This window comes from Massilia niabensis (assembly GCF_042655085.1).
Classification (GTDB): Bacteria; Pseudomonadota; Gammaproteobacteria; order Burkholderiales; family Burkholderiaceae_D; genus Telluria; species Telluria niabensis.
This window is the reverse complement of sequence record NZ_JBHSMU010000003.1, coordinates 237,180-262,254: the sequence shown is the minus strand read 5'-3', so window position 1 is coordinate 262,254 and position 25,075 is coordinate 237,180. Positions and strand designations below refer to the sequence as shown.

The following is a 25,075-nucleotide window of genomic DNA, read 5'->3' as shown; positions in this document are numbered from 1 at the left end:
GTTACTGTTAGCTCCTAGTGTTGTGGCCTTTGCCAATTCCAGCACTGGGTTATGAACGCGACAGATCGGCCTACGCCTGGAGCCCGAATCCTTAACCTATGTTCAAGACATTAAACAGCTCGGCTTTGGCTCTGCTCATCGCAAATGCTGTGCATGCGGCAGGACCTGCATGCGATGTTGCGCCTCAGGACACACCCCTACCACATCGCTATTCTTATGAAGTAGCCGGTACTGGTCGCCTCCATCTGCACAAAGCGCCGGACAAGAGGTGTGCGGACAAGCGCCTGTTCGTTATACCGCGCGATTCATTAGTGGCGTATTCCGACTATGGGCCCGAGGGAGAGTGGACCTTAGTGAGGTACAGGGCCAGGAGTGGAAAAGATTTTTCAGGTTGGGTACTGACGAAACGACTGAGGTTCACCGGCGCGACAGGTCCGGACATCTCCCCTGCAGCACAAGCCTATTATAAAAGAGCGGCCGCCGCTGCCAAGGCAGGTAAACTCGGCGCGCCCTGAAACCTGCCGGTTGCCCGCTACTCATATATAACGGCAACCGCCGGGCCTGAAACGATTCGGATCCGATACATGTTTTGAATCGAGAACTGATGCATAACCCGCTGGTTGAGCAGTGTGCGTCGGCATGGCAGATGCCCCGACTGGCCTCGGCGATACCCGATTCCTTGCTCACGAGCGAGCAGTGGCTTTCAGCCATGCAATCGCATCCTGCCAGCCACGTCTGCTCAGCGGCAGAAGGTGCCATGCCACTTCAGCCCTCGGGCCGCTACTCATTGATAGCAACGGCAAGAAAATCTGCGCTCAGGGCTTCCGAAACACGATCGCATGCTGGATCGGCAGCGATTCGATGCTGCGTTCCCACTTCAGGCCATGCGCCGTGGCTTCACGCCGTACCTGCCGCTCGCTCATCTTATGCAGCGGCTTGATCGCGACTGCCGGATCCTCGGCCCGATATTCGACGAAGACGACGCGCCCACCCGGCTTCAGGGCGTTGACGATGCTGTCGAGGACCTCCGCGGGATAGGCGAGCTCGTGATAGACGTCGACCATGATTGCCAAGTCGACGCTAGCCGGTGGCAGTTTGACGGTGGTTTCGCTGCCTAGCACCGAGACCACATTGCGCACGCCGCGCTTTACCATCTGGCTGTCGAGCATGCTAATCATTTCCGGCTGCACGTCAACTGCATATACGCGTCCGCCGGGCCCGACCTGTTTCGCCAGCTGCCAGGTGTAGTAGCCGGTGCCGGCGCCGATGTCGGCCACCGTCATGCCGGGCGCCAGCGCCAGTTCCCGCAGAAGCAATTCCGGGCGCTCCTCGCGTGCGCGGCTTTCGCGCTCGAGCCATTGCGCGCCCTCCCATCCCATCACGCCGGCGATCTCACGGCCCATGTGGCGCTTGCCGATGCCATCCGGGCTGGGTACGACGCGTTCATAGCGCGTATCGGCGGCCACTGCCTGTGCCGCGGCATCGAGACTAGCGGATGATAGCAGCGCCAGAGCCGACAGGCAGGCCAGCAGGATGGGTAGCATACGGTGAGTGTGGGAGGTGCGGCAATTGCGCGAGCGGGTGCGGGTGCGGAGCATGATCGGTTTCCGTAAGAAGTCGCTGCCTGCAATGGCGCCGGCAGGCTCGCGGTGAAAGGAAATGATCAGTGTAGCGGCGTTGGCTCCCCGACGTGCGTTGGCTACATCAGAATTTCCTGGTTATGTCGCGTTGGCTGAGCAGTTGCCGCGGATCGGATTGACTGTGTCCGAAGCTGTCTGGCGTGACAGTTGGCGAGTTTTTCGCATTGGCAACCTGTTATGCTGAATCGACCGGTCGGAATCGGCCAAAAGCGGACCATTCGATGCGTTTACGCGAGCCAGTATGTTTGTGAGGACGAAGTTTGGACAGACCTAGAATACAAGTTGACTTCAACGAACTAGAATATCGCCGCTTAACGAAATAGCCCAAGTCTAATTCCATAGCGTCTGCCAGATATCAAGCCAGAGTGAGTGCGCATGGCAATTGAGATATGCATAATTTGTTACATCTACATACAATAATTCAGGAAGATTGCAGTTACTCAATATTGTGAGTTGGGTAATAATTGCAGCGCGCTCGGGATATTGCCCAGTGCACCACCACAATAAAGGCAAACATGTTCAAAAAAATCGCAATCATAACTGTCCTCGTTATCTCTTCGTCCACCGCGTTTGCCGCGCAGCCGAACGGCTTTTATGCCGGCGTTGACATTGGCCGTACCAAGATCGACGATATTCCCGGCCGGGGAACCAGCGCCGGCGCTTTTGCCGGCTACAACGTTCTCCCAAATGTCGCCATCGAAGCCGGCTATCGGCGCTTGGCCAGTATTAACTACACATTTCCCGGCCTCATTGGCGAAATTGACCTGAACCAGGCCTCGCTGTCGGTCGTGGGTACCCTTCCACTGAGCAGCGGCTTCAGCCTGCTGGGACGCCTCGGCTATAGCCATGTAGAAGCCGAAACCAAGGTTGCCGGGAATGACTTGAAGGAGTCGGACTCGAATGGCATTATTGGCCTTGGCGTCAGCTACGCTTTCACGCCGGCAATTTCGGCCCGCCTGGAATTTCAAAAGCCATCAAGCGACTCCCAGAACGTGAGCGTCGGCCTCGCTTACCAATTCTAAGGATCGGCTTCGCAGACGTGTAACTGCCTGCGTAGCGCGAACGACAATGCCCGGCTTATGCCGGGCATTGTCGTTCTGGGCGCGGCCCTGAATGGAATGAATAGCGGAAGATATTGTGAAACATATCTCGCTGAAGGAATCATGGTCATGACTGACTTTGCCGGTCTCGTTCAATACACGAGTCAGGCCAAGGACAGACTGGTTCTGAAGACGCGAAATTCGCAACCGTAAAAGTGTCCGCTTCGGGTCTATTGCGTTGAAAAACTCTGGGCAAGAGCAGTCCTGATGAAGTAACTGTACATAAAAGATACGTGACGTAGCCGATGCCGGGGTGCTCAACTGATCACTAGTTGCATGTTTTGTTTTGTCGGAAGCAGTCTTTTGGCCATTCGCCGAAGATTTTGGGCTGTTGCTGCTAGCAGAAACTCATCATGGGCACCGCTGGGGCCCCGCAAGCGCAATTGGCCGAGTTTAAGGATGCGTTTGAGGTGGGCAAACAGCATCTCTACCTTCTTTCGTTCCCTTCGTGATTGGCGATATTCCTTGGTTTTGCCGAGAGCACGCGCAATATCGCGAGCAGGCTCCTGCCGGCTGCGGTCGATCTTTCGCGCGACCATGTTGGGACAGCACCTCGGCTTCAAATCGCAAACCCGGCAGTCGTACACGCTGGCACGATAGCGGAGCAGTGTTTTCTTTTGGCCGCGTTGAGGCGGCCTGAGGTACTTACCGGCCGGGCAAACATAGCGATTGTTCTCGGCGTCGAAGAAGAAATCGGTACGGCTGAAAGTGCCGTCGTAATGCTCGGATTTATCCCATACCGGAACGTACGGCGCGATCCTCTTTTCATCGACCAGCCACCCCAGCATTGCAGCGACACCGTAATTCGTATCGCCCACCAGTCGCTGCGGCTTGATCGCAAACTTTTCTTCGACGCGATCGATCATGATTTTGGTCGCTTCGACTTCGGCCATTTTGTTCACGGCCGATGCCTCGACGTCGACAATCAGCCCTGCTTTCAGATCGATCAGGTAATTTGTCGAGTAAGCAAAAATAGCCGGCCCGGCGGCGGCAGTCCAGGTCGATGCCGGGTCAGTCAGGGAGATTCTTTTTGGCGAGGGTGACACCGGATTAGCCTGTTCCAACGCGGTCAAATATTCGCGCACCGGCCGGGTTGCCTGCTCCGGATCACCCCAGTCGATAGCGACATTACCTGGGCAAGAACGTTGTCGCCGGGCGTCGGCTTTGATCATGCTGGCGTCGGTCGCAAAACCCTCGCCTTGCACCAAACCCTCGGCCATACAGCGTCGAAGCACCGAATCGAACAGCTGGCGAAAGGCGTCGCGATCGCGGAAGCGACCATGCCGATTCTTGGAAAAGCTCGAGTGATCCGGCACCTTGTCTTTGAGGCCAAGGCGACAGAACCAGCGGTACGCCAGGTTCATGCTGACCTCTTCGCACAGCCGGCGTTCCGACCGGATCCCGTAGCAGTAGCCGATGATGAGCATACGCGCCATGAGTTCGGGATCGATCGATGGCCGGCCGGTATGGCTGTATGAATCAGCGAGATTCGCGCGAAATTCGCTGAGGTCGAGGTAGCGGTCTACCGCCCTCAACAAGTGGTCTTCGGGAACATATTCGTCTAGACTGACCGATACGAATAGCTCCCGTTTAGTTGCTTGGCGTCCCATCATCGCGACCTCCGTATCCGCGACCAGTTAGACAGCGACAGGTCGCCGAGATCGCGAACTCAAGCGGAGTTTTTCAACGCAATAGGTCGGGAGCGGACGTTCAACTCGCCCGTACCAAGCCAGGCAGTAGCTCTACGGCAGACAGATGTAGAGCTACTGCGAACTACGTAGGAACCACTGCGAATTCACTGCGATTTTTTCTGAAACGCTGTGAAGTATTCTGAGAACCGGCACCGGCCCAGCCAGCCCCGCTTAGACCACCGAACCCAGCTTAAAGATCGGCAAGTACATCGCCACCACCAGCCCGCCGATCAGCACGCCCAGGATGACCATGATCAGCGGCTCCATCAGCGACGACAGGGCGGCGACGGCCTCGTCGACCTCGCCCTCGAAGAAGTCCGCGACTTTGCCCAGCATGGCGTCGAGCGCGCCGGATTCCTCGCCGATGGCGACCATCTGCGTCACCAGGCTCGGGAAGACGTTGGCGTTCTGCATTGCCGTCGTCAGGCTGGTGCCGGTTGAAACTTCGGTCTGGATGCGGCGCGTGGCCTCGAGGTAGACCGCGTTGCCGGAAGCGCCCCCGACCGAATCGAGCGCCTCGACCAGCGGCACGCCGGCGGCGAACATGGTCGACAGGGTGCGCGTCCAGCGCGCGATGGTCGCCTTGCGGATCACGGCGCCGAAGATCGGCAGGCGCAGCAGCATGCGATCCATGGTCTGCTGCATCTTCAGCGAGCGGCGCCAGGCCTGGAAGAAGAAGTAAATCGCGCCGAAAATCGAACCGAAGATCAGCCACCACCACTGCACGAAGAAATCCGATATCGCCATCACCATCAGTGTCGGTGCGGGCAGGTCGGCGCCGAAGCTTTCGAACACGGATTTGAAGGCCGGCACCACCCAGATCATGATCACGGCGACCACGATGAAGGCGACAGCGAGAATGGCGATCGGGTAGGTCAGGGCGGACTTGATCTTGGACTTGATCGCCAGCGTCTTTTCCTTGTAGATGGCCAGGCGGTGCAACAGCTCTTCCAGGATGCCGGCCTGTTCGCCGGCGCCGACCAGGTTGCAGAACAGCGGGTCGAAGTAGCGCGGGTATTTGCGGAAGGCGTTGTTCAGGCTGGTGCCGGTCTCGATGTCGGCGCGCAGGTCGAGCACGAGTTTCGCCATCGACGGGTTCGCATGGCCCTTGCCGACGATATCGAAGGCCTGCAGCAGCGGCACGCCGGCCTTCATCATCGTCGCCAGCTGGCGCGTGAACATGGTCAGGTCCTTGTCGGTGATTTTTTTACCGCTGCGGTAGACCTTCTTCTTGACCTTGGTGACCATGATGCCCTGGCGGCGCAGCGTCACGTTGACGATCGCTTCGCCGCCGGCGCGCAGTTCGCCGCGCACGGTCTTGCCGGCCTTGTCCTTGCCCTCCCAGGCGTAGACCGCTTCCTTGATTTGCGCGCCGCCGCGGCCCCGGGTGGTGAGGGAAGTTGCCATTTATGAATCCTATTCGTTGGTGCAGCCGAGCACTTCTTCGAGGCTGGTCAGCCCCTGTTTGACTTTCATCAGGCCCGAGCGGCGCAGCGAGTTCACGCCTTCCTTCTCGGCCTGGGCGGCGATCTCCATCGAGTTGCCGTGTGCCAGGATCAAGGCTTCGATCGCCGGGCTGATCGGCATGATCTGGTAGATGCCGACCCGCCCCTTGTAGCCGGAACCGAGGCAGCGCTCGCAGCCGACCGGGCCCCAGGGCTTCCAGTCGCCCTCGAGGTCGCTTTCGCGGTAGCCGGCCGCCAGCAGGGCCTCGCGCCCCATCTCGAGCGGCTGCTTGCAGTTACACAGGCGACGCGCCAGGCGCTGCGCCGTGATCAAAATCACCGAGGAGGCGATGTTGAACGCCGCCACCCCCATGTTCATCAGGCGCGTCAGGGTCGAGGGCGCGTCGTTGGTGTGCAAAGTTGAAAACACCATGTGCCCGGTCTGGGCGGCCTTGATGGCGATGTCGGCCGTCTCCAGGTCGCGGATCTCGCCGACCATGATGATGTCCGGGTCCTGGCGCAGGAAGGATTTCAGCGCCACCGGGAAGGTCAGGCCTGCCTTGTCGTTGACGTTCACCTGGTTGACGCCGGGCAGGTTGATCTCGGCCGGGTCTTCCGCGGTCGAGATGTTGATGCCGGGTTTGTTCAGCACGTTCAGGCAGCTGTACAGCGAGACCGTCTTGCCGGAGCCGGTCGGCCCCGTCACCAGCACCATGCCGTAAGGGCGCGAGATCGCGTCCATCAGCAGCGCGCGCTGGTCCGGGTCGTAGCCAAGCGACTCGATGCCCATCTGGGCCTGGGTCGCATCGAGGATACGCATGACGGTCTTTTCGCCGAACAGCGTGGGCAGCGTGCTGACCCGCAGGTCGATGGTGCGGGTGGGAGACAGGATCAGGCGCATGCGGCCGTCCTGCGGCACGCGCTTTTCCGAGATGTCGAGCTTTGCCAGCACCTTGATGCGCGAGACCAGCTTGTCGCGGATCGAGAGCGGCGGCATCGCATGGTCGCGCAGCACGCCGTCCACGCGCAGGCGGATGCGGTAGTACTTTTCGTAGGGCTCGAAGTGGATGTCCGAGGCGCCCAGGTTCACCGCGTCCATCAGGATCTTGTTCAGGAAGCGCACGATCGGCGCGTCCTCGACCTCGTTCGTCGATTCCAGCGGCACGCTTGCCGCTTCTTCCTCGGCGAACTCGATCTCGGCGTCGTCGCCGGCCAGGTCGTTCAGGCTCTGCTCGGCGCTCCTGGTCAGGGTGGCCAGCAGGGCGAGCAGGGCGTCGTGCGCCACGATCACCGGCTCGACCGCGGCCTCGCTCTGGAACTTGATCTGGTCGAGGGCCTGGGTATTGGTCGGGTCGGAGATCGCCACCGACAGCCGGTTGCCGCGCTTGGCCAGTGCGATCACGCGCTGCGCCGCCATCAGCTTGGTGTCGATCGCGCCGGCGGGCAGCGCATCCGGGCTGAAGGTCGACAGGTCGAAGAGCGGATAGCCGAAGGTCTCGGCGCAGAATGCCGCCAGCGACCCTGCGTCGAGCGCGCCGCCGGCCAGGAGGGCGTCGATGAAGCTGGTGCGGTCCGCTGCGGCTTTTTTCTGGAAGGCGTCGGCCTGCGGCACGCTCAGGCGGCCCGCCTGCACCAGCGCGCGCGCAAGTCCGGACATAGGCGCCGACATCGCTGTGCCTGAAGTCGTGCTTGGGAGGACTGCTGCCATAAGCAAATGCGGAGCCGGTGATTAGAGGAACAACAGGAAGGCCGCGCAGGGCTTTTTGAAGCCGCGGACTTTTCGGATGATGCCTACAGGCATCAATTTTGTAAAGCCTTTCAACAGGGTAAAGATGCGTTCTCGCCACGTAGACGAAATGGCATGACGCCCCGTGGGTAAGGCATTGTTGGCGGGACGTTAAGGGGTGTTGTCGGCTTGACCAGAGCTACATTACCGGCGGACTGATGCGCCGGTTCGATGTCGCTCAATCGCGCGTAGTCAATTCCACCAGTGCGAGGTGGCGCCCATGGCGGGCAGGCGGGCCTGGACGGCCTCGTGGATGAGGCCGGCGCGTACGGCCTGTTCGGCCGTGTAGATGCGTGCATTGCCAAACAGGTGGGGGCGGATGTCGCCGGCTTCGGGGGCGCCGCGGGTGGCGTCGTCGAAGATGCTGGCATAGCGTTCGGCGTCGAAGTCGAGGCATTCGCGCCACTCCGACACGCGCGAATGGTCGGCCGCGACCAGGTTGCCGAAGCCCCAGTGCAGCGGATGGACGAGGAAGCGGGCGCCGGGGCAGGCGAAGCGCTTGCCGCCGGCCAGGAAGATGACGACGCCCACCGATTCGACGCTGCCGATATTGAAGGTGGTGAGCGGCACCGGCAGCGACTTCAGGAAGAAGTACAAGGCGAAGCCGGCCGTCATGTTGCCGCCTTCGGTCGACATGTGCAGCTCGATCTCGCTGGCCCCGCTTTGCAGGGCCTGCAGGCACAGGTTGCGCACGCAGCAGGCGGAATTGTGGTTGATCGGACCGATGAAATGAACGATATGCAAGGACATTGGCGTTCCTCCTGAAAACTCAGGATAGCAAGTTCTTGCGTCAATGCAACCGCGCTTGGCGGTTTTTTGTATCCAGTGTGGCTCAGCTGCCTCGGTAGGTGGAATACGACCAGGGGGTCACGACGAGCGGCACATGGTAGTTCTGGGCAGGATCGGCCACGCCGAAGGCGATCGTCACCCGGTCGACGAAACGCGGCTCAGGCAGCGCCACCCCCTGCGCAGCGAAATAGTCGCCGGCCGCGAACACCAGTTCATAGCGCCCGGCGGCCAGCGAGCTGCCCTCGAGCAGCGGGGCGTCACAGCGGCCGTCGGCATTCGTCGCCGCCTGGGCCAGCAGCGTGCGGCTGTCCGCTTCGACCGCGTACAGCTCGATGGCCACGCCAGCAGCCGGGCGCCCGTGCGCGGTGTCGAGCACGTGGGTACTGAGTTTGCCCATCGGTTCTCCTATACGAGCAGGTTGAAGGTGCGTATTCATGGGATGATATACCGTTGTACTTGAGTCAATATAAGATCGGCGATATACCTTTCATTTTTCGACTGTGCCATGGATCCCAACTACCCGCGCGACCTGGTCGGCTACGGCCGCAATCCTCCTCATCCCGAGTGGCCCGGCGAGGCGCGCATCGCCCTGCAGTTCGTGCTGAACTACGAGGAGGGCGCGGAGAACTCGGTGCTGCATGGCGACCCGGCCTCGGAAACCTTCCTCTCCGAAATCGTCGGGGCCCAGGCATTCCCGATGCGCCACATGAGCATGGAGTCGCTCTACGAATACGGCTCGCGCGCCGGCCTGTGGCGGCTGCTGCGCATGTTCGAAGCGCGCGGCCTGCCGTTGACCGTCTTTGGCGTGGCGATGGCCTTGCAGCGCAACCCGGAGGCGGTGGCGGCGTTCCGCGAACTCGGCCACGAGATCGCCTGCCACGGCCTGCGCTGGATCTCGTATCAGAACATGGACGAGGCTACCGAGCGTGCCCACATGTGCGAGGCGGTGGCGATCCTGCGCGAATTGACGGGCGAGGCGCCGCTGGGCTGGTACACCGGACGCGATTCGCCCAACACGCGCCGCCTGGTGGTCGAGCACGGCGGCTTCGCCTACGATGCCGACCATTACGGCGACGACTTGCCGTTCTGGCAAAACGTTGCCTTTACGGGGAGTGACGGCGCGCCCGCCGAACGGGCGCACCTGGTGGTTCCCTACACGCTCGACACCAACGACATGCGCTTTGCTGCCATGCAGGGTTTTAATTCCGGCACCCAGTTCTTCGATTACCTGAAGGACGCCTTCGACGTGCTGTATGCGGAAGGCGACCCGAATGGCCTGAACCGGCCTAAAATGCTCTCGATCGGGCTGCATTGCCGGCTGGCGGGACGTCCGGCGCGGGCGGCGTCGCTGGCGCGCTTCCTCGACTACGTGATGGGGCACAAGCATGTGTGGATCACGCGCCGCATCGACATCGCCAATCACTGGCGGGCGACCCATCCGTACGAGGGCTGATCCCGTTCGATTATATTCATTCGATGATAAGCAATATCTGATGTCAATCATAGTGGGTCGACGCTCCCAGGGAGTATCCTTCACGCTGGGTTAAATCCGAGACAAGCATGGCCGAACCGATCCGCTTTTATTTCCGCAACGCCGTCCATGAAGTGACGGACGTGGCGCCGACGCAAACCATCCTGCAGCACCTGCGGGAGGATTTGCGCTGCACCGGCACCAAGGAAGGCTGCGCCGAAGGCGACTGCGGCGCCTGCACGGTGGTGGTCGGTTCTCTCGAAAATGGGCAGCTCGAACTGAAGGCGGTCAATTCCTGCATCCAGTTCACGCCCACGCTCGACGGCAAGGCCTTGTTCACGGTCGAGGACCTGCAGCTGCCCGACGGGCGCCTGCACCCGGTGCAACAGGCACTGGTCGAATGCCACGGCTCGCAATGCGGTTTCTGCACGCCGGGCTTCGCGATGTCGCTGTGGGGCATGTACCTGAAACAGGAAGGCGAGGCGCGAGGTCAGCCACCCCTGCGTTGCCAGGTCGACGATGCGCTCTCGGGCAACCTGTGCCGCTGCACCGGTTACCGCCCGATCATCGACGCCGCCGCGCGCATGGTGGAATTGCCGCGCGCCGAGTTCGACCGCGAAGCCGTGGCCGGGCAACTGCGCGCCCTGCAGCGTGGCGAAACCCATACCTATACCTTCGAAAACCGCAGCTTCCACGCGCCGCGCACGCTCGACGAACTGGTAAAACTGCGCACGGCCTACCCGCAGGCGCTGATCCTCGCCGGCTCGACCGACGTCGGCCTGTGGGTCACGAAACAGATGCGCGAGCTGAACGACATCATCTACCTCGGCCAAGTGGAAGAGCTGAAGTCAGTGGGCGAGACCAGCGACATGCTCGAGATCGGCGCTGGCGTCACCCTGCAGGACGCCTACGCGGTCGTGTGCCGCTACTATCCGCTCGAATTGAAAGAGATGTGGCAGCGCTTTGCCTCGCTCCCGATCCGCAACGCCGGCACGCTGGGCGGCAACGTCGCCAACGGCTCGCCGATCGGCGACTCGATGCCCTGGCTGATCGCGCTCGGCGCGCGCCTGGTGCTGCGTGGGCCGCAAGGTGAACGCGAACTGGCGCTGGAAGATTTTTATCTCGGTTACCAGCAAAAGGACCTGCGGCCCGACGAGTTCGTGGCGTCGCTGCGTGTGCCGCTGCCACGCGAGGGCGTGCGCTTCCGCACCTATAAACTGGCCAAGCGTTTTGACCAGGATATCTCGGCCGTGTGCGCGGCGTTTGCCTTGCGCGTCGAGAACGACATCGTCGTCGAGGCGCGCATCGCCTTCGGCGGCATGGCCGCCACCCCAAAACGTGCCGCCGCTGCGGAAGCTGTGCTCACCGGCCGCGCTTGGAGCGAGCCTGCATTGCAGGAGGCGATGGGCGCGCTGGCCCAGGATTACGCGCCGCTGTCCGACATGCGCGCTTCGAGCAGCTACCGCATGAAGACGGCGCAAAACCTGCTGCGCCGCTTCTGGCTGGAGACCCGCAGCGACAACCCGCTGCCCGCGACTTCCGTCAACGCATTCGCAGGCGCGGCATGCGTGCCGCGCGCGTAAGGAGAACATCATGAACGACGCAGGCGCACCAGCATTCAAAGCGGCGGCGTGGAGCGCGGTCGGCCGCGCCCGGCCGCACGAGTCGGCTACGCTGCATGTACTCGGCCAGGCCACCTATACCGACGACATCGCGGAGGTCGCGGGCACGCTGCACGCGGCCCTTGGTTTGTCCGCCAAGCCGCACGCCAACATCGTCTCGCTCGACCTCGCGCCCGTGCGCGCCGCGCGCGGCGTCGTCTCGGTGTTGACAGTGCGCGACATCCCCGGCACCAACGACTGCGGCCCGATCATCCACGACGACCCGATCCTCGCCGACGGACTGGTCCAATACGTCGGCCAGCCGATCTTCATCGTCGTCGCCGACACCCATGACAATGCACGGCGCGCCGCGCGCCTGGCGAAGGTGGAATACGACGAGCTGCCGGCCATCCTCACGCCCCAGGAAGCGCACGCCGCAAAATCCTATGTCGTGCCGCCGATGCGCCTGGCGCGCGGCGACGCCGAGACTGCGTTCGCGAACGCGCCGCGCAAGGTCGCCGGCAAACTGTATGTCGGCGGGCAGGAACAGTTCTACCTGGAAGGCCAGATCGCCTACGCGATCCCCGGCGAAGACAATGGCATGCTGGTGCAATGCTCGACCCAGCACCCGAGCGAAATGCAGCACGTCGTCGCCCATGCGCTCGGCCTGCATTCGCACCATGTCGTGGTCGAGTGCCGGCGCATGGGAGGCGGCTTCGGCGGCAAGGAATCGCAGTCGGCCTTGTGGGCAGCCGCCGCTGCCATCGCTGCCGCCAAGCTCAAGCGCCCGGTCAAACTGCGCGCCGACCGCGACGACGACATGCTGGTGACGGGAAAACGCCACTGCTTCTATTATGAATACGAGGTCGGCTACGACAACACGGGCCGCATCCTGGCCGCGAAAGTCGACATGGTCTCGCGCGCCGGCTATTCGGCCGACCTGTCCGGCCCCGTCGCCACGCGCGCGGTCTGCCATTACGACAATGCGTATTACTTGTCTGATGTCGACATCCGCGCCGCCTGCGGCAAGACCAATACGCAGTCGAATACGGCCTTCCGCGGCTTCGGCGGCCCGCAGGGGGCGATTGCGATGGAATATGTGCTCGATGAGATCGCGCGCAATTTGAACGTCGATGCGCTCGACATCCGCAAGCGCAATTTTTATGGCAAGGATGAGCGCAACGTCACGCCCTATGGCCAGGCGGTGGTCGACAACGTCATCCACGAACTGGTGGCCGAGCTGGAAGCCTCCAGCGAATACCGCGCGCGGCGCGCAGCCATCGACGACTTCAACCGCGCCAGCCCGGTCCTGAAAAAAGGCCTGGCACTCACGCCCGTCAAATTCGGCATCGCCTTCAACGTCACCCACCTGAACCAGGCCGGCGCGCTGGTGCACGTGTATGTGGACGGCTCGATCATGGTCAACCATGGCGGCACCGAGATGGGGCAGGGCATCAACACCAAGGTAATGCAGGTCGTGGCCCACGAACTGGGCGTCGACATGGACCGCGTGCGCGCCACCGCCACCAACACCAGCAAGGTCGCGAATACCTCGGCCACGGCCGCCTCCACCGGCGCCGACCTGAACGGCAAGGCCGCGCAGGACGCGGCGCGCCAGATCAGGGAACGCCTGGCCGCTTTCGCCGCCGCGCAGTATGGCGGGGATGCCGGCGAGGTGCGCTTCGCGGCCGATACCGTGTTCGTGAACGAGATGGAAGTGCCGTTCCCGGCGCTGGTGCAGAAGGCGTACCTGGCGCGCGTGCAGCTCTGGTCCGACGGCTTCTATGCCACGCCCGGCCTGTCCTGGGACGCAAAGACCATGAACGGCCGGCCTTTCTCCTACTTCGCCTATGGCGCCGCGGTGTCCGAAGTCGTGGTCGACACGCTCACCGGCGAATGGAAGCTCTTGCGGGCTGATGTGCTGTACGACGCCGGCAATTCGCTGAATCCGGCGATCGACATCGGCCAGGTCGAAGGCGCCTTCATCCAGGGCATGGGCTGGCTGACGACGGAAGAGCTGTGGTGGAACCCGGGCGGCAAACTCATGACGCACGCACCGTCGACCTACAAGATCCCCGGCGTGTCCGACTGCCCGCGCGATTTTCGCGTGCGCTTGTTCGAAAACCGCAACGTCGAGGACAGCATCCACCGCTCCAAGGCAGTGGGCGAGCCGCCGCTGCTGCTGCCGTTCTCGGTGTTCTTCGCCATCCGCAACGCGGTCTCGAGCGTGGGCGGGCACAAGGTACATCCTCCCCTGAATGCGCCGGCAACGAGCGAGGAAATCCTCGACGCCATCGCGGCCGTGGAGTCGGCCACTGCATCACTGGTTGCACAACAAGCGTGATGGACGACTGGCTGAATGCTGCGCTGCGTGCGCCGGCCGTGCTGGTGACGGTCGCTATCGTCGAAGGCTCCGTGCCGCGCGAACCCGGCGCGAAGATGCTCGTCATGCGCGACGGCTTTGCCGGCACCATTGGGGGCGGTCACCTGGAGCATCGGGCGATCGAGATGGCGCGCGCGATGCTGGAAGAGGGTGGAACGCCCCGACTCGAACGGTTTGCCCTGGGGCCAAGCCTGGGGCAGTGCTGCGGCGGAATTGCGCACCTGATGTTCGAGGTGGCGGACCGTGACCAGATGGCGCTGCTGAATACGCGCCGCAACCTGGATACGATCCGCGTGGTCGCATTGGATGGGGGATGGGCCTTGTTCGACGGCGACGGTACTCAACTCGCCGGCGGCCCCGTCCCGGCCTTCGACGGCACCCTCGGCACCCACGTGATGCACGACCCCTCCGGCCGCCGCTGGCTGGTCGACCCCGTCGTGGCGCCACGCGCGCACCTGATGCTGTTCGGCGCCGGCCACGTCGGTGCCGCCATCGTGCGTGCGCTCGCCGAGCTGCCCTGCCGCGTCACCTGGGTCGACGAGCGCGACGACATGTTCCCCTCTGGCGTCCCGGCCAACGTCACGGTCGAAGCGACCGACACGCCCGAGGCGTTGGTCGACGCCGCCGCGCCTGGCACGACCTTCCTGGTCATGACCCACAGCCATGCACTTGACCTGCGCCTGTCAATCGCGATACTGTCGCGGCCCGCATCGACACAATCGGCGGATTGGTTCGGCCTGATCGGTTCCGATACCAAGCGCCGCCAGTTCGAGCACCGCCTGCGCGAACGCGGTATCGATAATGCCCGCATCGACGCCATGGTCTGCCCGATCGGCCTGCCCGGCATTGCCGGCAAGGCCCCGGCCGTGATCGCCACATCAAGCGCGGCGCAACTGCTGACCGTCTGGGAGGCGCTCGACACTGGCGCCCCCGGCTCCCTCCAAGTTTCTTCGGAATCCAACTGATGTCCACCGCACCACAGACCGTGCAAGCCTACCGTGCCAGCTTGCTGCATTTCCACGCCGACCCGGCCTTCCACGAGAACGCCCATGCCTGGATCGAGGACGGCCTGCTCGTCATCGAAAACGGCCGCGTCCAGGCAGCCGGCGACTACGCGCAGCTGGCCGCCACGCTGCCGCCAGGCGTGGAACCTGTCGACTACCGCGGCCAGATCATCACGCCCGGCTTCATCGATACCCACCTGCATTACCCGCAGACGGACATGATCGCCTCGCCAAGCGAGGGCCTGTTGCCCTGGCTGGAGACCTACACCTTCCCGACCGAGCGCCAGTTCGCCGACCCGGCGCATGCGCGCGCGACCGCCGAGTTCTTCCTCGACGAGCTGACCCGCTGCGGCACCACCACGGCGGTGGTCTACTGCACCGTGCACCGCGAATCGGTGGATGCCTTTTTCGAGGCGAGCGAAGCGCGCAACCTGCGCATGGTCGCGGGCAAGGTGCTGATGGACCGCAACTGCCCGGACTTCCTGCGCGACGCCGAAGGGCAGGTGGGCGAGAGCGAAGCGCTGATCAACAAGTGGCACAAGCACGCGCGCTCGCTGTACGCGATCACCCCACGCTTCGCCCCGACCTCGAGCGAAGCGCAACTGGGGGCGATCGCGGAACTGGCGAAGGCCTATCCCGACACCTTCATCCAGACCCACGTGTCCGAGAACAAGGACGAAGTAGGCTGGGTGCGCGAGCTGTATCCGAACGCGCGCAGCTACCTCGACGTGTACGACGGCTACGGCCTGATGCGCCCGCGCGCGCTGTTCGGCCACTGCATCTGGCTCGATGACGACGACTTCGCGCGCATGGCGGCGACCGGCTCGGCAGCGTCCGTGTGCCCGACCTCGAACCTGTTCCTCGGCAGCGGCCTGTTCGACTTCGAAAAGGCCGACGGCGCCGGCGCGCTTGTCACGCTCGGCACCGACGTGGGCGCCGGCACCTCGTTCTCGATGCTGCAGACAATGAACGAAGCCTACAAGGTGGCACGCCTGAAGGGCAGCTACCTGCCGGCACTGCGCATGTTTTACCTGGCCACGCTGGGCGCGGCGCGCGCCATGGACCTGGAAGGCACGATCGGCAGTTTCGCGCTCGGCGCCGAGGCGGATTTCATCGTGCTCGACCCGAAGTGCACGCCACTGCTGGCGCGCCGCAGTTCGCATTGCAATTCGCTCGAAGAGCAGCTGTTCGCGCTGGCGCTGCTGGGGGATGACCGGGCGGTGCGGGCGACGTATGCCGCCGGCGCGAAGGTGCACGAGCGCGGGGCATGAGGCAGGGTGGGGCTGTTGCCTGATCCGTTATTGGTGCCTCCAATCCGCGTGGGCACGGAGTGCCCACCCTACGGAATACGCCGGAGATTCGGCCTTCGGCCTCGGCGAAAGAACCCGGAACGGTTCGGGGTCTTTTTCGGATCTCGCCAGTAGCGCCTCTTGTAGGGTGGGCACTCCGTGCCCACGCGGATCAAGCACACAATACCGGCCCAGGCAACAGCCCCACGTTCCCTCGCGTGCCCCCACATTGCCAACCATTCACGAACCCGTTAGAGTTGCGCGGTCGCGCCCCACAGACGAGGCGGCTTGATGCGCCCGCCGCGACAACGTCAACCCAATACGAAAGACCCGTCATGCAGAACACATTCAGCAGCAGCCTGCTGATCGCCCTGGCCCTGGCAAGCGCGCCGGCCGCCGCCAAAGAACCGTCCGCGGCAAGCCGCCAGGCCAACGAAGCGGCCACCGCCCGCCACTACGCCAGCCTGGTCGCAGGCAGCGAGCCGAAGCTGTCCGAGCTGACCATGTTCTTTACGCAGATGCCCAAGGGCGGTGACCTGCACCACCACTATTCCGGTTCGATCTACGTCGAGCAGTACCTCGAATTCCTCGACAAGCAGGGGCTGTGCGTCAACAAGCAGACCTACCGCATCGAGACCGACAAGGCGGCCATTGCCGCGGAGCGCGCGAAACCCGCCAAGGAGCGCAACTGCCTGTCGAGCGCCGAAGTCTATGCCGACGATCACACCTGGCGCGAGCTGGTACAGCGCTGGTCGAACAAGGACTTCAACAACCACGGCGCCATGCAGCTACCGCCGGACCGCCTGTTCTTCCAGACCTTCGGCTACTTCGGCCCGGTCTCGAACGCGAACTTCGCGGAAGGCCTGCAAACGCTGAAGAAGCGCGCGATCGCCGAGAACGTGAGCTATATCGAGACCATGTTCAAGATGGCGCCCGCGATCGCCAACCCGGAATTCGACGCGCGCGCCTGGCAGTTGGCAAACGACGACGCGGCCCTGCAAGCCGAGATGCGCCGCGCGATGGAAGCGCTGGACCGCGACCCGGCCTTTGCCAAATCGATCGCCGACTTCGTGGCCAGGATCGAGGATGCGGCGCAGGGCATCGACGACGAGCACTTCACGATGCGCTACCAGACCTACGTGCTGCGCCTGCTCAACCCGTCGCAGGTGTTCTCGTCGATGCTGGCCGCGTTCAAATCGGCGTCCACGGGCGGCAAGGTAGTCGGCGTGAACATCGTCGGCCAGGAAAGCACGCACGTGTCGATGCGCGACTACGCACTGCACATGAAGATGTTCGGCTTCCTGAAGTCGGTCTACCCGAAAGTGAAAGTGGCAATGCACGCGGGCGAACTGGCCATGGGCGACGTGCCGCCGGAAGGCCTGAAGTTCCACATCGACCAGGCCTTGAGCGTGGCGCGCGCCGACCGCATCGGCCATGGCATCGACCTGGCGCACGAGTCGAACGCGGTGCAGATCCTGGGCAAGATGCGCGCGGATGACATTCCGGTCGAGATCAACCTGACCTCGAACGCTTTCATCAGCGGCATCGAAGGCGCGAACCATCCGGTGACGCTGTACCGCAAGTACGGCGTGCCCTACGTGATCTCGACCGACGACGCCGGCGTCACCCGCCACACGCTGTCGCAGGAGTACGTGCTCTTCGCCAGCCGTTACAAGCCGGACTATGCGGAGATGAAGAAGACTTCGTACAACAGCGTGCGCTACGCTTTCCTTCCCGCGCCTGAGAAGGCGCGCCTGACGCGCCAGCTCGACGCTCGCTTCGCCGCTTTCGAGGCCAGGATGGCGACACTGGCGAAAGGTGTCGCTTCGCCGCCACGTAAATAAGACGATCAACAGTAAATTCGCAACGGCAGCGCAATGCTGCCGTTGTTGCGAACGCACCACGCGACGCATCAAAACGGGGCGAATGAAAGTTGGCTTCGAATTAACTTCTGTGGCCGCGTCACCACAGATTGTCGTGCCCGTCAGGGCGATCACTGAAAATATTTACCAAAATATTTCAGTAGAGAATGCACCCCTTATAATCCCGCCTTGTGATTTTGCTCGGGGAAACCCCCGCACGGCGCGCCAGATGCACGTTTTTCGGGCGATTCAGAGGAAAGCCATCTGAATAGCTAACTAAAAACGTATTTGTCTCGTCTGTGGCACTCATGCATATTTGGCGTCGTTGCTCAATTTGCTAGAGGTTTTTTCAAGGGCGGTTCGTAACGGGGATGACATATTTCCTCCTTACAATCGCCCGGTCCACGGAAGGCCGGCTGTACGCCGCTGCGGTTCGCAATTGCCAGGGTTGCAGTACTTGTAAAGAGGGGCGTCCACCAGACGCCCAAATAACTATTAAGTCTATTTTGGGGTTTTAACAATGATCACTCAACAACAGATCCGGCTGACCAAGCTGGCGCTGGCTTTGTCGATTGCGTTGTCGGCGGCGCCGACGTTCGCACAGAACACCACCTCGGCCATCGGCGGCCGGGTTTCGGGTGCGGATGGTGCGCCGGCAGCTGGTGCGACGGTGCAGATCGTCCACACCGAGTCGGGTTCTGTCAGCAACGTTGTCACCGACGCTGAAGGCCGCTATGTTGCGCGCGGCCTGCGCGTGGGTGGTCCGTACACGATCATTATCACCAAGAACGGCATCTCGGAAAAACGCGAGAACGTCTTCGTCCAGCTGGCCGAGACCGCGTCGATCGACGCTACCCTGGGCGCCGCCATGCAGACCGTGACCGTCACCGGCTCGGCCAACCGCTCGGAGCGTTTCAACCGCACCACCATGGGCGCGGTCACCAGCATCGGCGCGACCGAACTGGCAACCCAGGCATCGATCCAGCGCAACCTGCAGGACTACGCCCGTTCGGACCCACGCGTTTCGCAGACCGACAAGGAACGCGGCGAAATGTCCGTCGCCGGTCAGAACTCGCGCTACAACTCGATCACCGTCGACGGCGTCGCCATTAACGACACCTTCGGCCTCGAGTCGAACGGCAGCCCGACCGCGCGCCAGGCACTGTCGATCGAAGCGATCCAGTCGGTGCAGGTCAACGTCGCCAACTACGATGTCACCCAGAAAGGCTACACCGGCGCGAACGTCAACGCCGTGACCAAGTCGGGCACCAACACCTGGAAGGGCGGCGCCTACTACGTGTACCGCGACGACCGCATGGCCGGCAAGCGTTACAACAACATCGCCGACACCTACAGCGACGTCCCTGAATTCAAGGAACACACCAAAGGCATCTGGGCCAGCGGTGCGCTGATTGAAGACAAACTCTTCATCTACGCCCTGACCGAAAAATCGAAGAGCACCCGTGCGATTCCCGACTTCGGCATCGTCGGCGCGAACGCCGGCACCATCGTGCCTGTCACCGCGTCCTCCATCGCTGGCGCCCAGCAGATCGCCCAGCAAGTCTATGGCCTGAATATCGGCGGCATTCCGACGTCTGGCAGTGAGCTCGAATCGGAAGAGAAGCTCCTGAAAGTCGACTGGAACATCAACGACGATCACCGCGCGAACTTCCGTTATGGCAAGACCGACCAGGTCGAGCCGGTCTATCCGTTGTTCTTCGCTGACAGCGTAGCGCTGGAGTCGTCGTACTACCGCAACAACAAGACCATCGAAACGGCCGTCGCCCAGGTCTTCTCGGACTGGACGCCGACCTTCTCGACCGAAGCGCGCGTTTCGATGCGCGACTACGACTCCATCCCGGACAACAATGCACGCCTGCCTTCGATGCGCCTGTCGTTCAGCGGCCCGCTTCCGGCAGGTGTGCCAGCGGGTACCCAGGTTGGTTCGCGCTCTGTCAACTTCGGTACCGAGAATTCGCGCCAGCGCAATATCCTTGGCACGAAGACGATGGACTACTTCGGCGGCGCCAACTGGACGCTGGGCGCGCACGAAGTCAAGTTCGGCCTGGATCACAGCAAGAACGAGGTATACAACGCCTTCCTGCAGAACATCTACGGCAACTACACCTTCGCTTGCGACAACACGATCAATTCCGGCCTGTGCAACCGTACCGGCGTGACGACCGCGGAAATCGAAGCTGCGGTGCTCAGCAACTTCCGCAACGGCCGTCCGACTTCGTACACCTTGCAGACCGCGGCACCTGGTTCGTCGCTGGACAACGCGGTTGCCCAGTTCACGATGAACAACACCGGGCTGTTCGTGCAGGACACCTGGACCATCAACAAGCAGCTGACCGTGAGCGCCGGCGTGCGTGTCGACCGGACTGGTGTCGACGGCACGCCGCTGCGTAACGCCGCTGCCGCCGCGCCAGTCATCGCCGGCGCCGGCACCACCGGTCGCCAGACCGGCGGCTTCGGCTACGACAACACCGTCACCGTCGACGGCCAGAAACTGTGGCAGCCACGTTTCGGCTTCAACTACAAGTTCGATACCGCCCGCCAGACCCAGCTCCGCGGTGGCGCCGGCCTGTTCCAGGGCGCCGCTGCAACGGTCTGGATGTCGAACCCGTTCTCGAACCCGGGCATTGCCACGCGCATCATCACTTGCTCCGGTACCGGCAGCAACCGCTGCCCGGCCACCGGCGCGGGCATCTTCAGCGCCAATCCGGACAACCAGCCTACGAATGTCGGCTCCCCGCCGGCAGCCAACGTCGACATCCTCGACCCAGGCCTGCGCCAGCCGTCGATCTGGAAAGCCAACCTGGCCTTCGATACCGAACTGCCATGGCAGGGCCTGGTCTTCGGCGCCGAGTTCCTGCATACCAAGAACAAGTCGTCGATCTTCTACGAGCACCTGAACCTGGGTGCCCCTACCCGTACCGGCAGCGACGGCCGCCAGATGTTCTGGAATGCGGCAGGCCTGTCGGCTGCCAGCTACACCGTCAGCAACGGCACCGTCAACACGGTATCGGGCGTGACCACGACTGCGCGTTCGCGTAACAACACAGCGTTCGCCGACGTGCTGCTGGCGAAGAACTCGAGCAAAGGCGAGGGCAACCTGGTGACCGTGTCGCTGTCGCGTCCATTGACCAAGGGCCTGGGTTGGTCGGTTGCCTATACCCGCACGGAGGCAACCGAAGTCTCGCCACTGACCTCGTCGGTGTCGAACTCGAACTTCCGCGCCCGTTCGGCGTTCAACCCGAACGAAGAAGTCGCTGCCAACTCGGCTTACCTGGTCAAGGACCGTGTCAATGCGCTGGCCAACTTCCAGCAGAAGTTCATCGGCAATTACAACACCCGTATCGGCGTGTTCTATGAAGGCCGTTCGGGCAAGCCGTACAGCTGGACCTACAAGAACGACCTGAACGGTGACAACGTTGCCGGCAACGACCTGATGTACATCCCATCGGCCCCAGGTTCGGGCGAAGTAGCCTTCTTTGGCGCTACTGCGGCAGAGCGCGCTGCTACCGAAGCGCGCTTCTGGGACATCGTCAACAGCGAGGACGAGCTGCGTGAAGCCGCCGGCGGCGTCGTTGGCCGTAACGAGAGCTTCTCGAAGTGGACCAACACCTTCGATCTGCGTATCAGCCAGGAAATTCCAGGCATCTTCAAGCGTAACAAGGCAACGTTCACGCTGGACTTCCTGAACTTCGGCAATCTGCTGAACAAGAAGTGGGGCCACATCGAAGAAGTGCCATTCTCGTCGACCGGCGGTAACCAGCGCGGCTTCGTCGACTATGCCGGTCTGGATGCCCAGGGCCGTTATGTCTACGCGGTGCGCAACAAGGCTGACGACGTGACGATCAAGCAGCAGCGCAACGAGTCGCAGTGGGCGATCCAGGCGACCGTCAAGTACGAATTCTAAGCATCTGAATTCGTCGCGATGACAAGAACGGCCGGTGGCAACACCGGCCGTTTTTTTATTCTTAAAGTAAGGGCAGGGCGCCGCTGTAAAGATGGCCGTCGTCTGGCCTACGTGCAATAATTCTGTCTGCCCATGCGGTGCGTTCCGTATTTTTAGTAAAGGTAAGTCATGACCGTTTCCCCGCGCGCGTGCGCCCGTATTTCCCTGCTGGCGCTCGCCTTGGCCGCCGCTGGCTGCACTACCGCGCCGCGTGGCCCGGTCACCTTGAACCTGGTCGCGATCAACGACTTCCACGGCAACCTGGAACCGAGCAAGTACACCTACACCAGCGCCGCCACCGGCAAGACCGAAACCCTGCGCGCGGGCGGCATCGAGGCGCTCAGCGGCGCCCTGGCGCAGTGGCGTAAAGAGGACAAGGACCTGCTGTTCATCGGCGCCGGCGACCTGATCGGCGCCAGCCCGGCACTGTCGTCGATGTGGGCGGATGAGCCGAGCATCGAGGCAATGAACTTGCTTGGTTTGCGCCTGTCCTCGGTCGGCAACCACGAATTCGACGCGGGCAGCAAGGAACTGCTGCGCCAGCAGGCCGGCGGCTGCGATTCGCCACGCCCTGCCAAGGCCTGCAAGCTGATGCCGGGTTACGCCGGTGCGCGCTTTACCTACCTGGCAGCCAACGTGCTCGACAAGGCGACCGGCAAGCCCTTCATGCCAGCCTACCGCATCGAGGAAGTGAAGGGCGTGAAGGTCGGCGTGGTCGGCGCCGTCCTGGAAGGTACCGCGTCGGTTGCCGTCGCTTCCGCCATCAGCGGGCTCTCCTTCATCGGCGAGGCCGAGGCCATCAACCGCGAGCTGCCGCGCATGCGCGCGGACGGCGCCAAGGTTTTCGTCGCCCTGATCCACGAAGGCGGCAAGACCGACGAGGCGCCGGACCAGCCGGCCTGCAGCAAGCTGAAAGGCGGCATCGTCGACATCGTCAAAAAACTCGACCCGGCAATCCGCCTGGTCATTACCGGCCACTCGCACCAGGGTTACCTGTGCAATGTGGATGGGCGCGTGGTCACCCAGGCCGATGCCGCCGGGCACCTGCTGTCGCGCATTGCGCTGCAGGTCGATCCCACCAGCGGCGCGGTGACCGACATTCAGGTGCGCAACGTGGTGATGAACCCGGAACAGTTCCCGGCCGATCCAAAAGTCACGGCATTCCTGGCCGGCGTCAAGGAACGCAGCCGCGCGCTGCTGGCCCGCCCGCTGGGCAAGCTCGGCGCGCCGAGCGTCGCGCGCAAGGCCAGCGATGCCGGTCAATCGCCGCTCGGCGATCTGATCGCCGACGCCGTGCTGGCCGCCACCCGCGCGCATGGCGCCCAGATCGGTTTCATGAACAATGGCGGCATCCGCAAGGACCTGGAAACTTCCGACGCCGCCCTGACCACCAATTTCGGCCATGCCCAGGCCGTGCTGCCCTTCGGGAACTGGCTGGTGGTCATGGACCTGAGCGGCGCCCAGCTCAAACGCCTGCTCGAGCAGCAATGGCAGCGCCCAAGCGCATCGGGCGCCACCATCCTGCAAGTGTCGCAGGGCCTGAGCTATACCTGGGACGAGAAGCGTCCAGTGGGCAACCGGATCGTGCCGGGCAGCCTGAAGTTCAATGGCGCACCGGTCGAGGATGCCAAGACCTACCGCGTAGTGGCGAACAACTTCCTGGCCGAAGGCGGCGACCATTTCCCGGAGTTTGCCAAGGGAACCAATCGTGTTGACACCCAGATCGTCGACCTCGACGCCCTGAGTGCGTTTATTGCAAAGAATCCTGGCGCCGGCGGCACGACTGCCGGAATGGCCCCATCCGTGCGCATCGACAAGATGCGTCAATAAATACCATCGCAGTACGGAGAAATCATGAAAAAACTGGCTTGTGTCCTGGCGCTGTCGAGCGCCTTCCTGTCGATGGATGCGCTTGCGTGGGGCAACGATGGCCACCGTGCTGTCGGCGCCATCGCCGATAAACTGCTCAAGGGCACCAACGCCGAGAAGCAGATCGCCGCGCTCCTGCTGCCGGGCGAATCGCTCGAGTCGATCGCCAACTGGGCCGACTGCGTGAAGGGCACCTATTGCGGCCCGCAGACGCCGGAGATGGTCGAGTACGTGAACGGCAACCCGAAGCACAGCACTTACCACTACACCGACGTGCCCTTCCAGCTGGCGCGCTATCACGACCACGGCGTCGGCACCTTCGACGAAGACATCGTGCAGACGCTGAAGCAGGCGATTGCCGTACTGCAGGGCAAGACCGACCCGGCGCTGAACCCGCACAAGTTCACCAAGCGCCAGGCGCTGATGATCCTGGCGCACATGACCGGCGACATCCACCAGCCCCTGCACGTGGGCGCGGCCTTTGTCAGCAAGGACGGCAAGTTCGTGGTGCCGAAGTCGCACGCGGAAGTCGATGAAGTCGCGATCTTCGATTCGCGCGGCGGCAACAACCTGCTGCTGGACGACCAGAAGCTGACCGAGCTGAGCGCCAAACTGATTCCGGCAGGCGAGCCGAAGCCGGTCCGCGAAGGCGTGCCGCAGGCACTGACCAAGCCCTTCCACTCGTACTGGGACAGCACCACGGTCGACTACGCGTTCCGCCGCATCCGCACCAAGACCCCGGGCCAGTTTGCCGACGCGGCGATCGCCAGCAAGCCAGCCATCAAGGCCAACAGCGGCGACCTCGCCACCTGGCCTTACCAGTGGGCCGACGACGCGCTGCTCGTGTCCAAGGAAGCCTACAAGGATGTGGTGCCGGGCAAGCTGGTGCCGCAGACCAGCAAGAAGGGCGAGATCTACTACACCTTCACGCTCGAAGTGCCGGCCAACTATCCGGTGCCGAGCTCGCAGATCGCCAAGGAACAGCTGATCAAGGGCGGCTACAAGCTGGCCGAAATCCTGAAGGCAATCTACGGTTAACACCGGGGCGCGTTTGCGCCAGAGCAGGCGAGGGATGCACCCTTGGCCGAGAATGGCGCCGCAGCGGCTTGCTGCGGCGCCTTTTTTTCGCCGCGCCACGCAGGACCCGCCGCGGCTAGAATGGAGGTCCCGGCGCGCCGCGC

16 protein-coding genes are annotated in these 25,075 nt (G+C 62.9%); 10 read left to right on the top strand and 6 right to left on the bottom strand.

Features of this window, described 5'->3' with window-relative positions; all coding sequences use genetic code 11:
* Positions 1-815: 815 nt before the first annotated feature.
* Positions 816-1,598: a class I SAM-dependent methyltransferase gene (locus ACFPN5_RS01260; RefSeq protein ID WP_379779281.1), complete on the bottom strand. Its 783-nt coding sequence runs from the start codon at positions 1,596-1,598 to the stop codon at positions 816-818.
* 557 nt (positions 1,599-2,155) lie between these two features.
* On the opposite strand from ACFPN5_RS01260, the gene ACFPN5_RS01255 reads away from it, so the two are divergent.
* A complete protein-coding gene (locus ACFPN5_RS01255) occupies positions 2,156-2,662 on the top strand; it encodes an outer membrane beta-barrel protein (protein ID WP_379779279.1) in 507 nt (168 codons plus the stop codon).
* Positions 2,663-2,997: 335 nt separating this feature from the next.
* Here the strand turns inward: ACFPN5_RS01255 and ACFPN5_RS01250 are convergent, their stop codons facing one another.
* The 5 genes from ACFPN5_RS01250 to uraH all read right to left on the bottom strand — a co-directional run bounded on the left by ACFPN5_RS01250 (position 2,998) and on the right by uraH (position 8,848).
* On the bottom strand, positions 2,998-4,353 hold the full coding sequence (locus ACFPN5_RS01250) for a transposase (RefSeq protein ID WP_379779277.1): 1,356 nt from the start codon (positions 4,351-4,353) through the stop codon (positions 2,998-3,000).
* Positions 4,354-4,602: 249 nt separating this feature from the next.
* Entirely contained in the window at positions 4,603-5,838 is a 1,236-nt protein-coding gene (locus tag ACFPN5_RS01245; RefSeq protein WP_379779275.1) for a type II secretion system F family protein, read from the bottom strand.
* A gap of 9 nt (positions 5,839-5,847) precedes the next feature.
* Complete coding sequence (gene pilB / locus ACFPN5_RS01240) at positions 5,848-7,533, bottom strand: type IV-A pilus assembly ATPase PilB (RefSeq protein WP_379779273.1); 1,686 nt, start codon at positions 7,531-7,533, stop codon at positions 5,848-5,850.
* A gap of 321 nt (positions 7,534-7,854) precedes the next feature.
* Positions 7,855-8,412 (bottom strand): ClpP family protease, encoded by a 558-nt coding sequence (locus ACFPN5_RS01235; protein ID WP_379779271.1) that lies wholly within the window; start codon positions 8,410-8,412, stop codon positions 7,855-7,857.
* 82 nt (positions 8,413-8,494) lie between these two features.
* Entirely contained in the window at positions 8,495-8,848 is a 354-nt protein-coding gene (gene uraH / locus ACFPN5_RS01230) for a hydroxyisourate hydrolase (protein ID WP_379779269.1), read from the bottom strand.
* 108 nt (positions 8,849-8,956) lie between these two features.
* Between uraH and puuE the strand changes: the two genes are divergently transcribed.
* The 9 genes from puuE to ACFPN5_RS01185 all read left to right on the top strand — a co-directional run bounded on the left by puuE (position 8,957) and on the right by ACFPN5_RS01185 (position 24,932).
* A complete protein-coding gene (puuE, locus tag ACFPN5_RS01225; RefSeq protein ID WP_379779267.1) occupies positions 8,957-9,904 on the top strand; it encodes an allantoinase PuuE in 948 nt (315 codons plus the stop codon).
* Between the two features lie 107 nt (positions 9,905-10,011).
* Positions 10,012-11,505 carry a xanthine dehydrogenase small subunit gene (gene xdhA / locus ACFPN5_RS01220; protein WP_379779265.1) on the top strand — a complete coding sequence of 498 codons (1,494 nt, stop codon included), beginning with the start codon at positions 10,012-10,014 and terminating at the stop codon, positions 11,503-11,505.
* A gap of 10 nt (positions 11,506-11,515) precedes the next feature.
* Complete coding sequence (gene xdhB, locus ACFPN5_RS01215) at positions 11,516-13,867, top strand: xanthine dehydrogenase molybdopterin binding subunit (protein ID WP_379779263.1); 2,352 nt, start codon at positions 11,516-11,518, stop codon at positions 13,865-13,867.
* Positions 13,867-14,871, top strand: a complete 1,005-nt coding sequence (xdhC, locus tag ACFPN5_RS01210) for a xanthine dehydrogenase accessory protein XdhC (protein WP_379779261.1) — start codon at positions 13,867-13,869, stop codon at positions 14,869-14,871. Before xdhB ends, xdhC begins: the two co-directional genes overlap by 1 nt.
* The gene (gene guaD, locus ACFPN5_RS01205; protein ID WP_379779259.1) at positions 14,871-16,181 is read left to right on the top strand and encodes a guanine deaminase; all 1,311 of its coding nucleotides are present in this window, start codon (positions 14,871-14,873) and stop codon (positions 16,179-16,181) included. Before xdhC ends, guaD begins: the two co-directional genes overlap by 1 nt.
* A gap of 353 nt (positions 16,182-16,534) precedes the next feature.
* On the top strand, positions 16,535-18,043 hold the full coding sequence (locus ACFPN5_RS01200; protein WP_379779257.1) for an adenosine deaminase: 1,509 nt from the start codon (positions 16,535-16,537) through the stop codon (positions 18,041-18,043).
* Positions 18,044-18,581: 538 nt separating this feature from the next.
* Positions 18,582-21,986, top strand: a complete 3,405-nt coding sequence (locus tag ACFPN5_RS01195; protein ID WP_379779255.1) for a TonB-dependent receptor — start codon at positions 18,582-18,584, stop codon at positions 21,984-21,986.
* Between the two features lie 168 nt (positions 21,987-22,154).
* On the top strand, positions 22,155-23,855 hold the full coding sequence (locus ACFPN5_RS01190; RefSeq protein ID WP_379779253.1) for a bifunctional metallophosphatase/5'-nucleotidase: 1,701 nt from the start codon (positions 22,155-22,157) through the stop codon (positions 23,853-23,855).
* Between the two features lie 24 nt (positions 23,856-23,879).
* Positions 23,880-24,932, top strand: coding sequence for a S1/P1 nuclease (locus ACFPN5_RS01185; protein WP_379779251.1), 1,053 nt, complete (start codon positions 23,880-23,882; stop codon positions 24,930-24,932).
* The last annotated feature ends 143 nt before the right edge of the window (positions 24,933-25,075 follow it).

Excerpts from the sequence above, each read along its gene's own strand:
- xdhA (WP_379779265.1), top strand. The coding sequence starts at position 10,012 with ATGGCCGAACCGATCCGCTTTTATTTCCGCAACGCCGTCCATGAAGTG.
- ACFPN5_RS01235 (WP_379779271.1), bottom strand. The coding sequence starts at position 8,412 with ATGTCCTTGCATATCGTTCATTTCATCGGTCCGATCAACCACAATTCC.
- ACFPN5_RS01200 (WP_379779257.1), top strand. The coding sequence starts at position 16,535 with ATGCAGAACACATTCAGCAGCAGCCTGCTGATCGCCCTGGCCCTGGCA.
- puuE (WP_379779267.1), top strand. The coding sequence starts at position 8,957 with ATGGATCCCAACTACCCGCGCGACCTGGTCGGCTACGGCCGCAATCCT.
- ACFPN5_RS01245 (WP_379779275.1), bottom strand. The coding sequence starts at position 5,838 with ATGGCAACTTCCCTCACCACCCGGGGCCGCGGCGGCGCGCAAATCAAG.
- ACFPN5_RS01185 (WP_379779251.1), top strand. The coding sequence starts at position 23,880 with ATGAAAAAACTGGCTTGTGTCCTGGCGCTGTCGAGCGCCTTCCTGTCG.
- ACFPN5_RS01260 (WP_379779281.1), bottom strand. The coding sequence starts at position 1,598 with ATGCTCCGCACCCGCACCCGCTCGCGCAATTGCCGCACCTCCCACACT.
- uraH (WP_379779269.1), bottom strand. The coding sequence starts at position 8,848 with ATGGGCAAACTCAGTACCCACGTGCTCGACACCGCGCACGGGCGCCCG.
- xdhC (WP_379779261.1), top strand. The coding sequence starts at position 13,867 with ATGGACGACTGGCTGAATGCTGCGCTGCGTGCGCCGGCCGTGCTGGTG.
- ACFPN5_RS01195 (WP_379779255.1), top strand. The coding sequence starts at position 18,582 with ATGATCACTCAACAACAGATCCGGCTGACCAAGCTGGCGCTGGCTTTG.
- ACFPN5_RS01250 (WP_379779277.1), bottom strand. The coding sequence starts at position 4,353 with ATGATGGGACGCCAAGCAACTAAACGGGAGCTATTCGTATCGGTCAGT.
- pilB (WP_379779273.1), bottom strand. The coding sequence starts at position 7,533 with ATGTCCGGACTTGCGCGCGCGCTGGTGCAGGCGGGCCGCCTGAGCGTG.
- guaD (WP_379779259.1), top strand. The coding sequence starts at position 14,871 with ATGTCCACCGCACCACAGACCGTGCAAGCCTACCGTGCCAGCTTGCTG.
- ACFPN5_RS01255 (WP_379779279.1), top strand. The coding sequence starts at position 2,156 with ATGTTCAAAAAAATCGCAATCATAACTGTCCTCGTTATCTCTTCGTCC.
- xdhB (WP_379779263.1), top strand. The coding sequence starts at position 11,516 with ATGAACGACGCAGGCGCACCAGCATTCAAAGCGGCGGCGTGGAGCGCG.
- ACFPN5_RS01190 (WP_379779253.1), top strand. The coding sequence starts at position 22,155 with ATGACCGTTTCCCCGCGCGCGTGCGCCCGTATTTCCCTGCTGGCGCTC.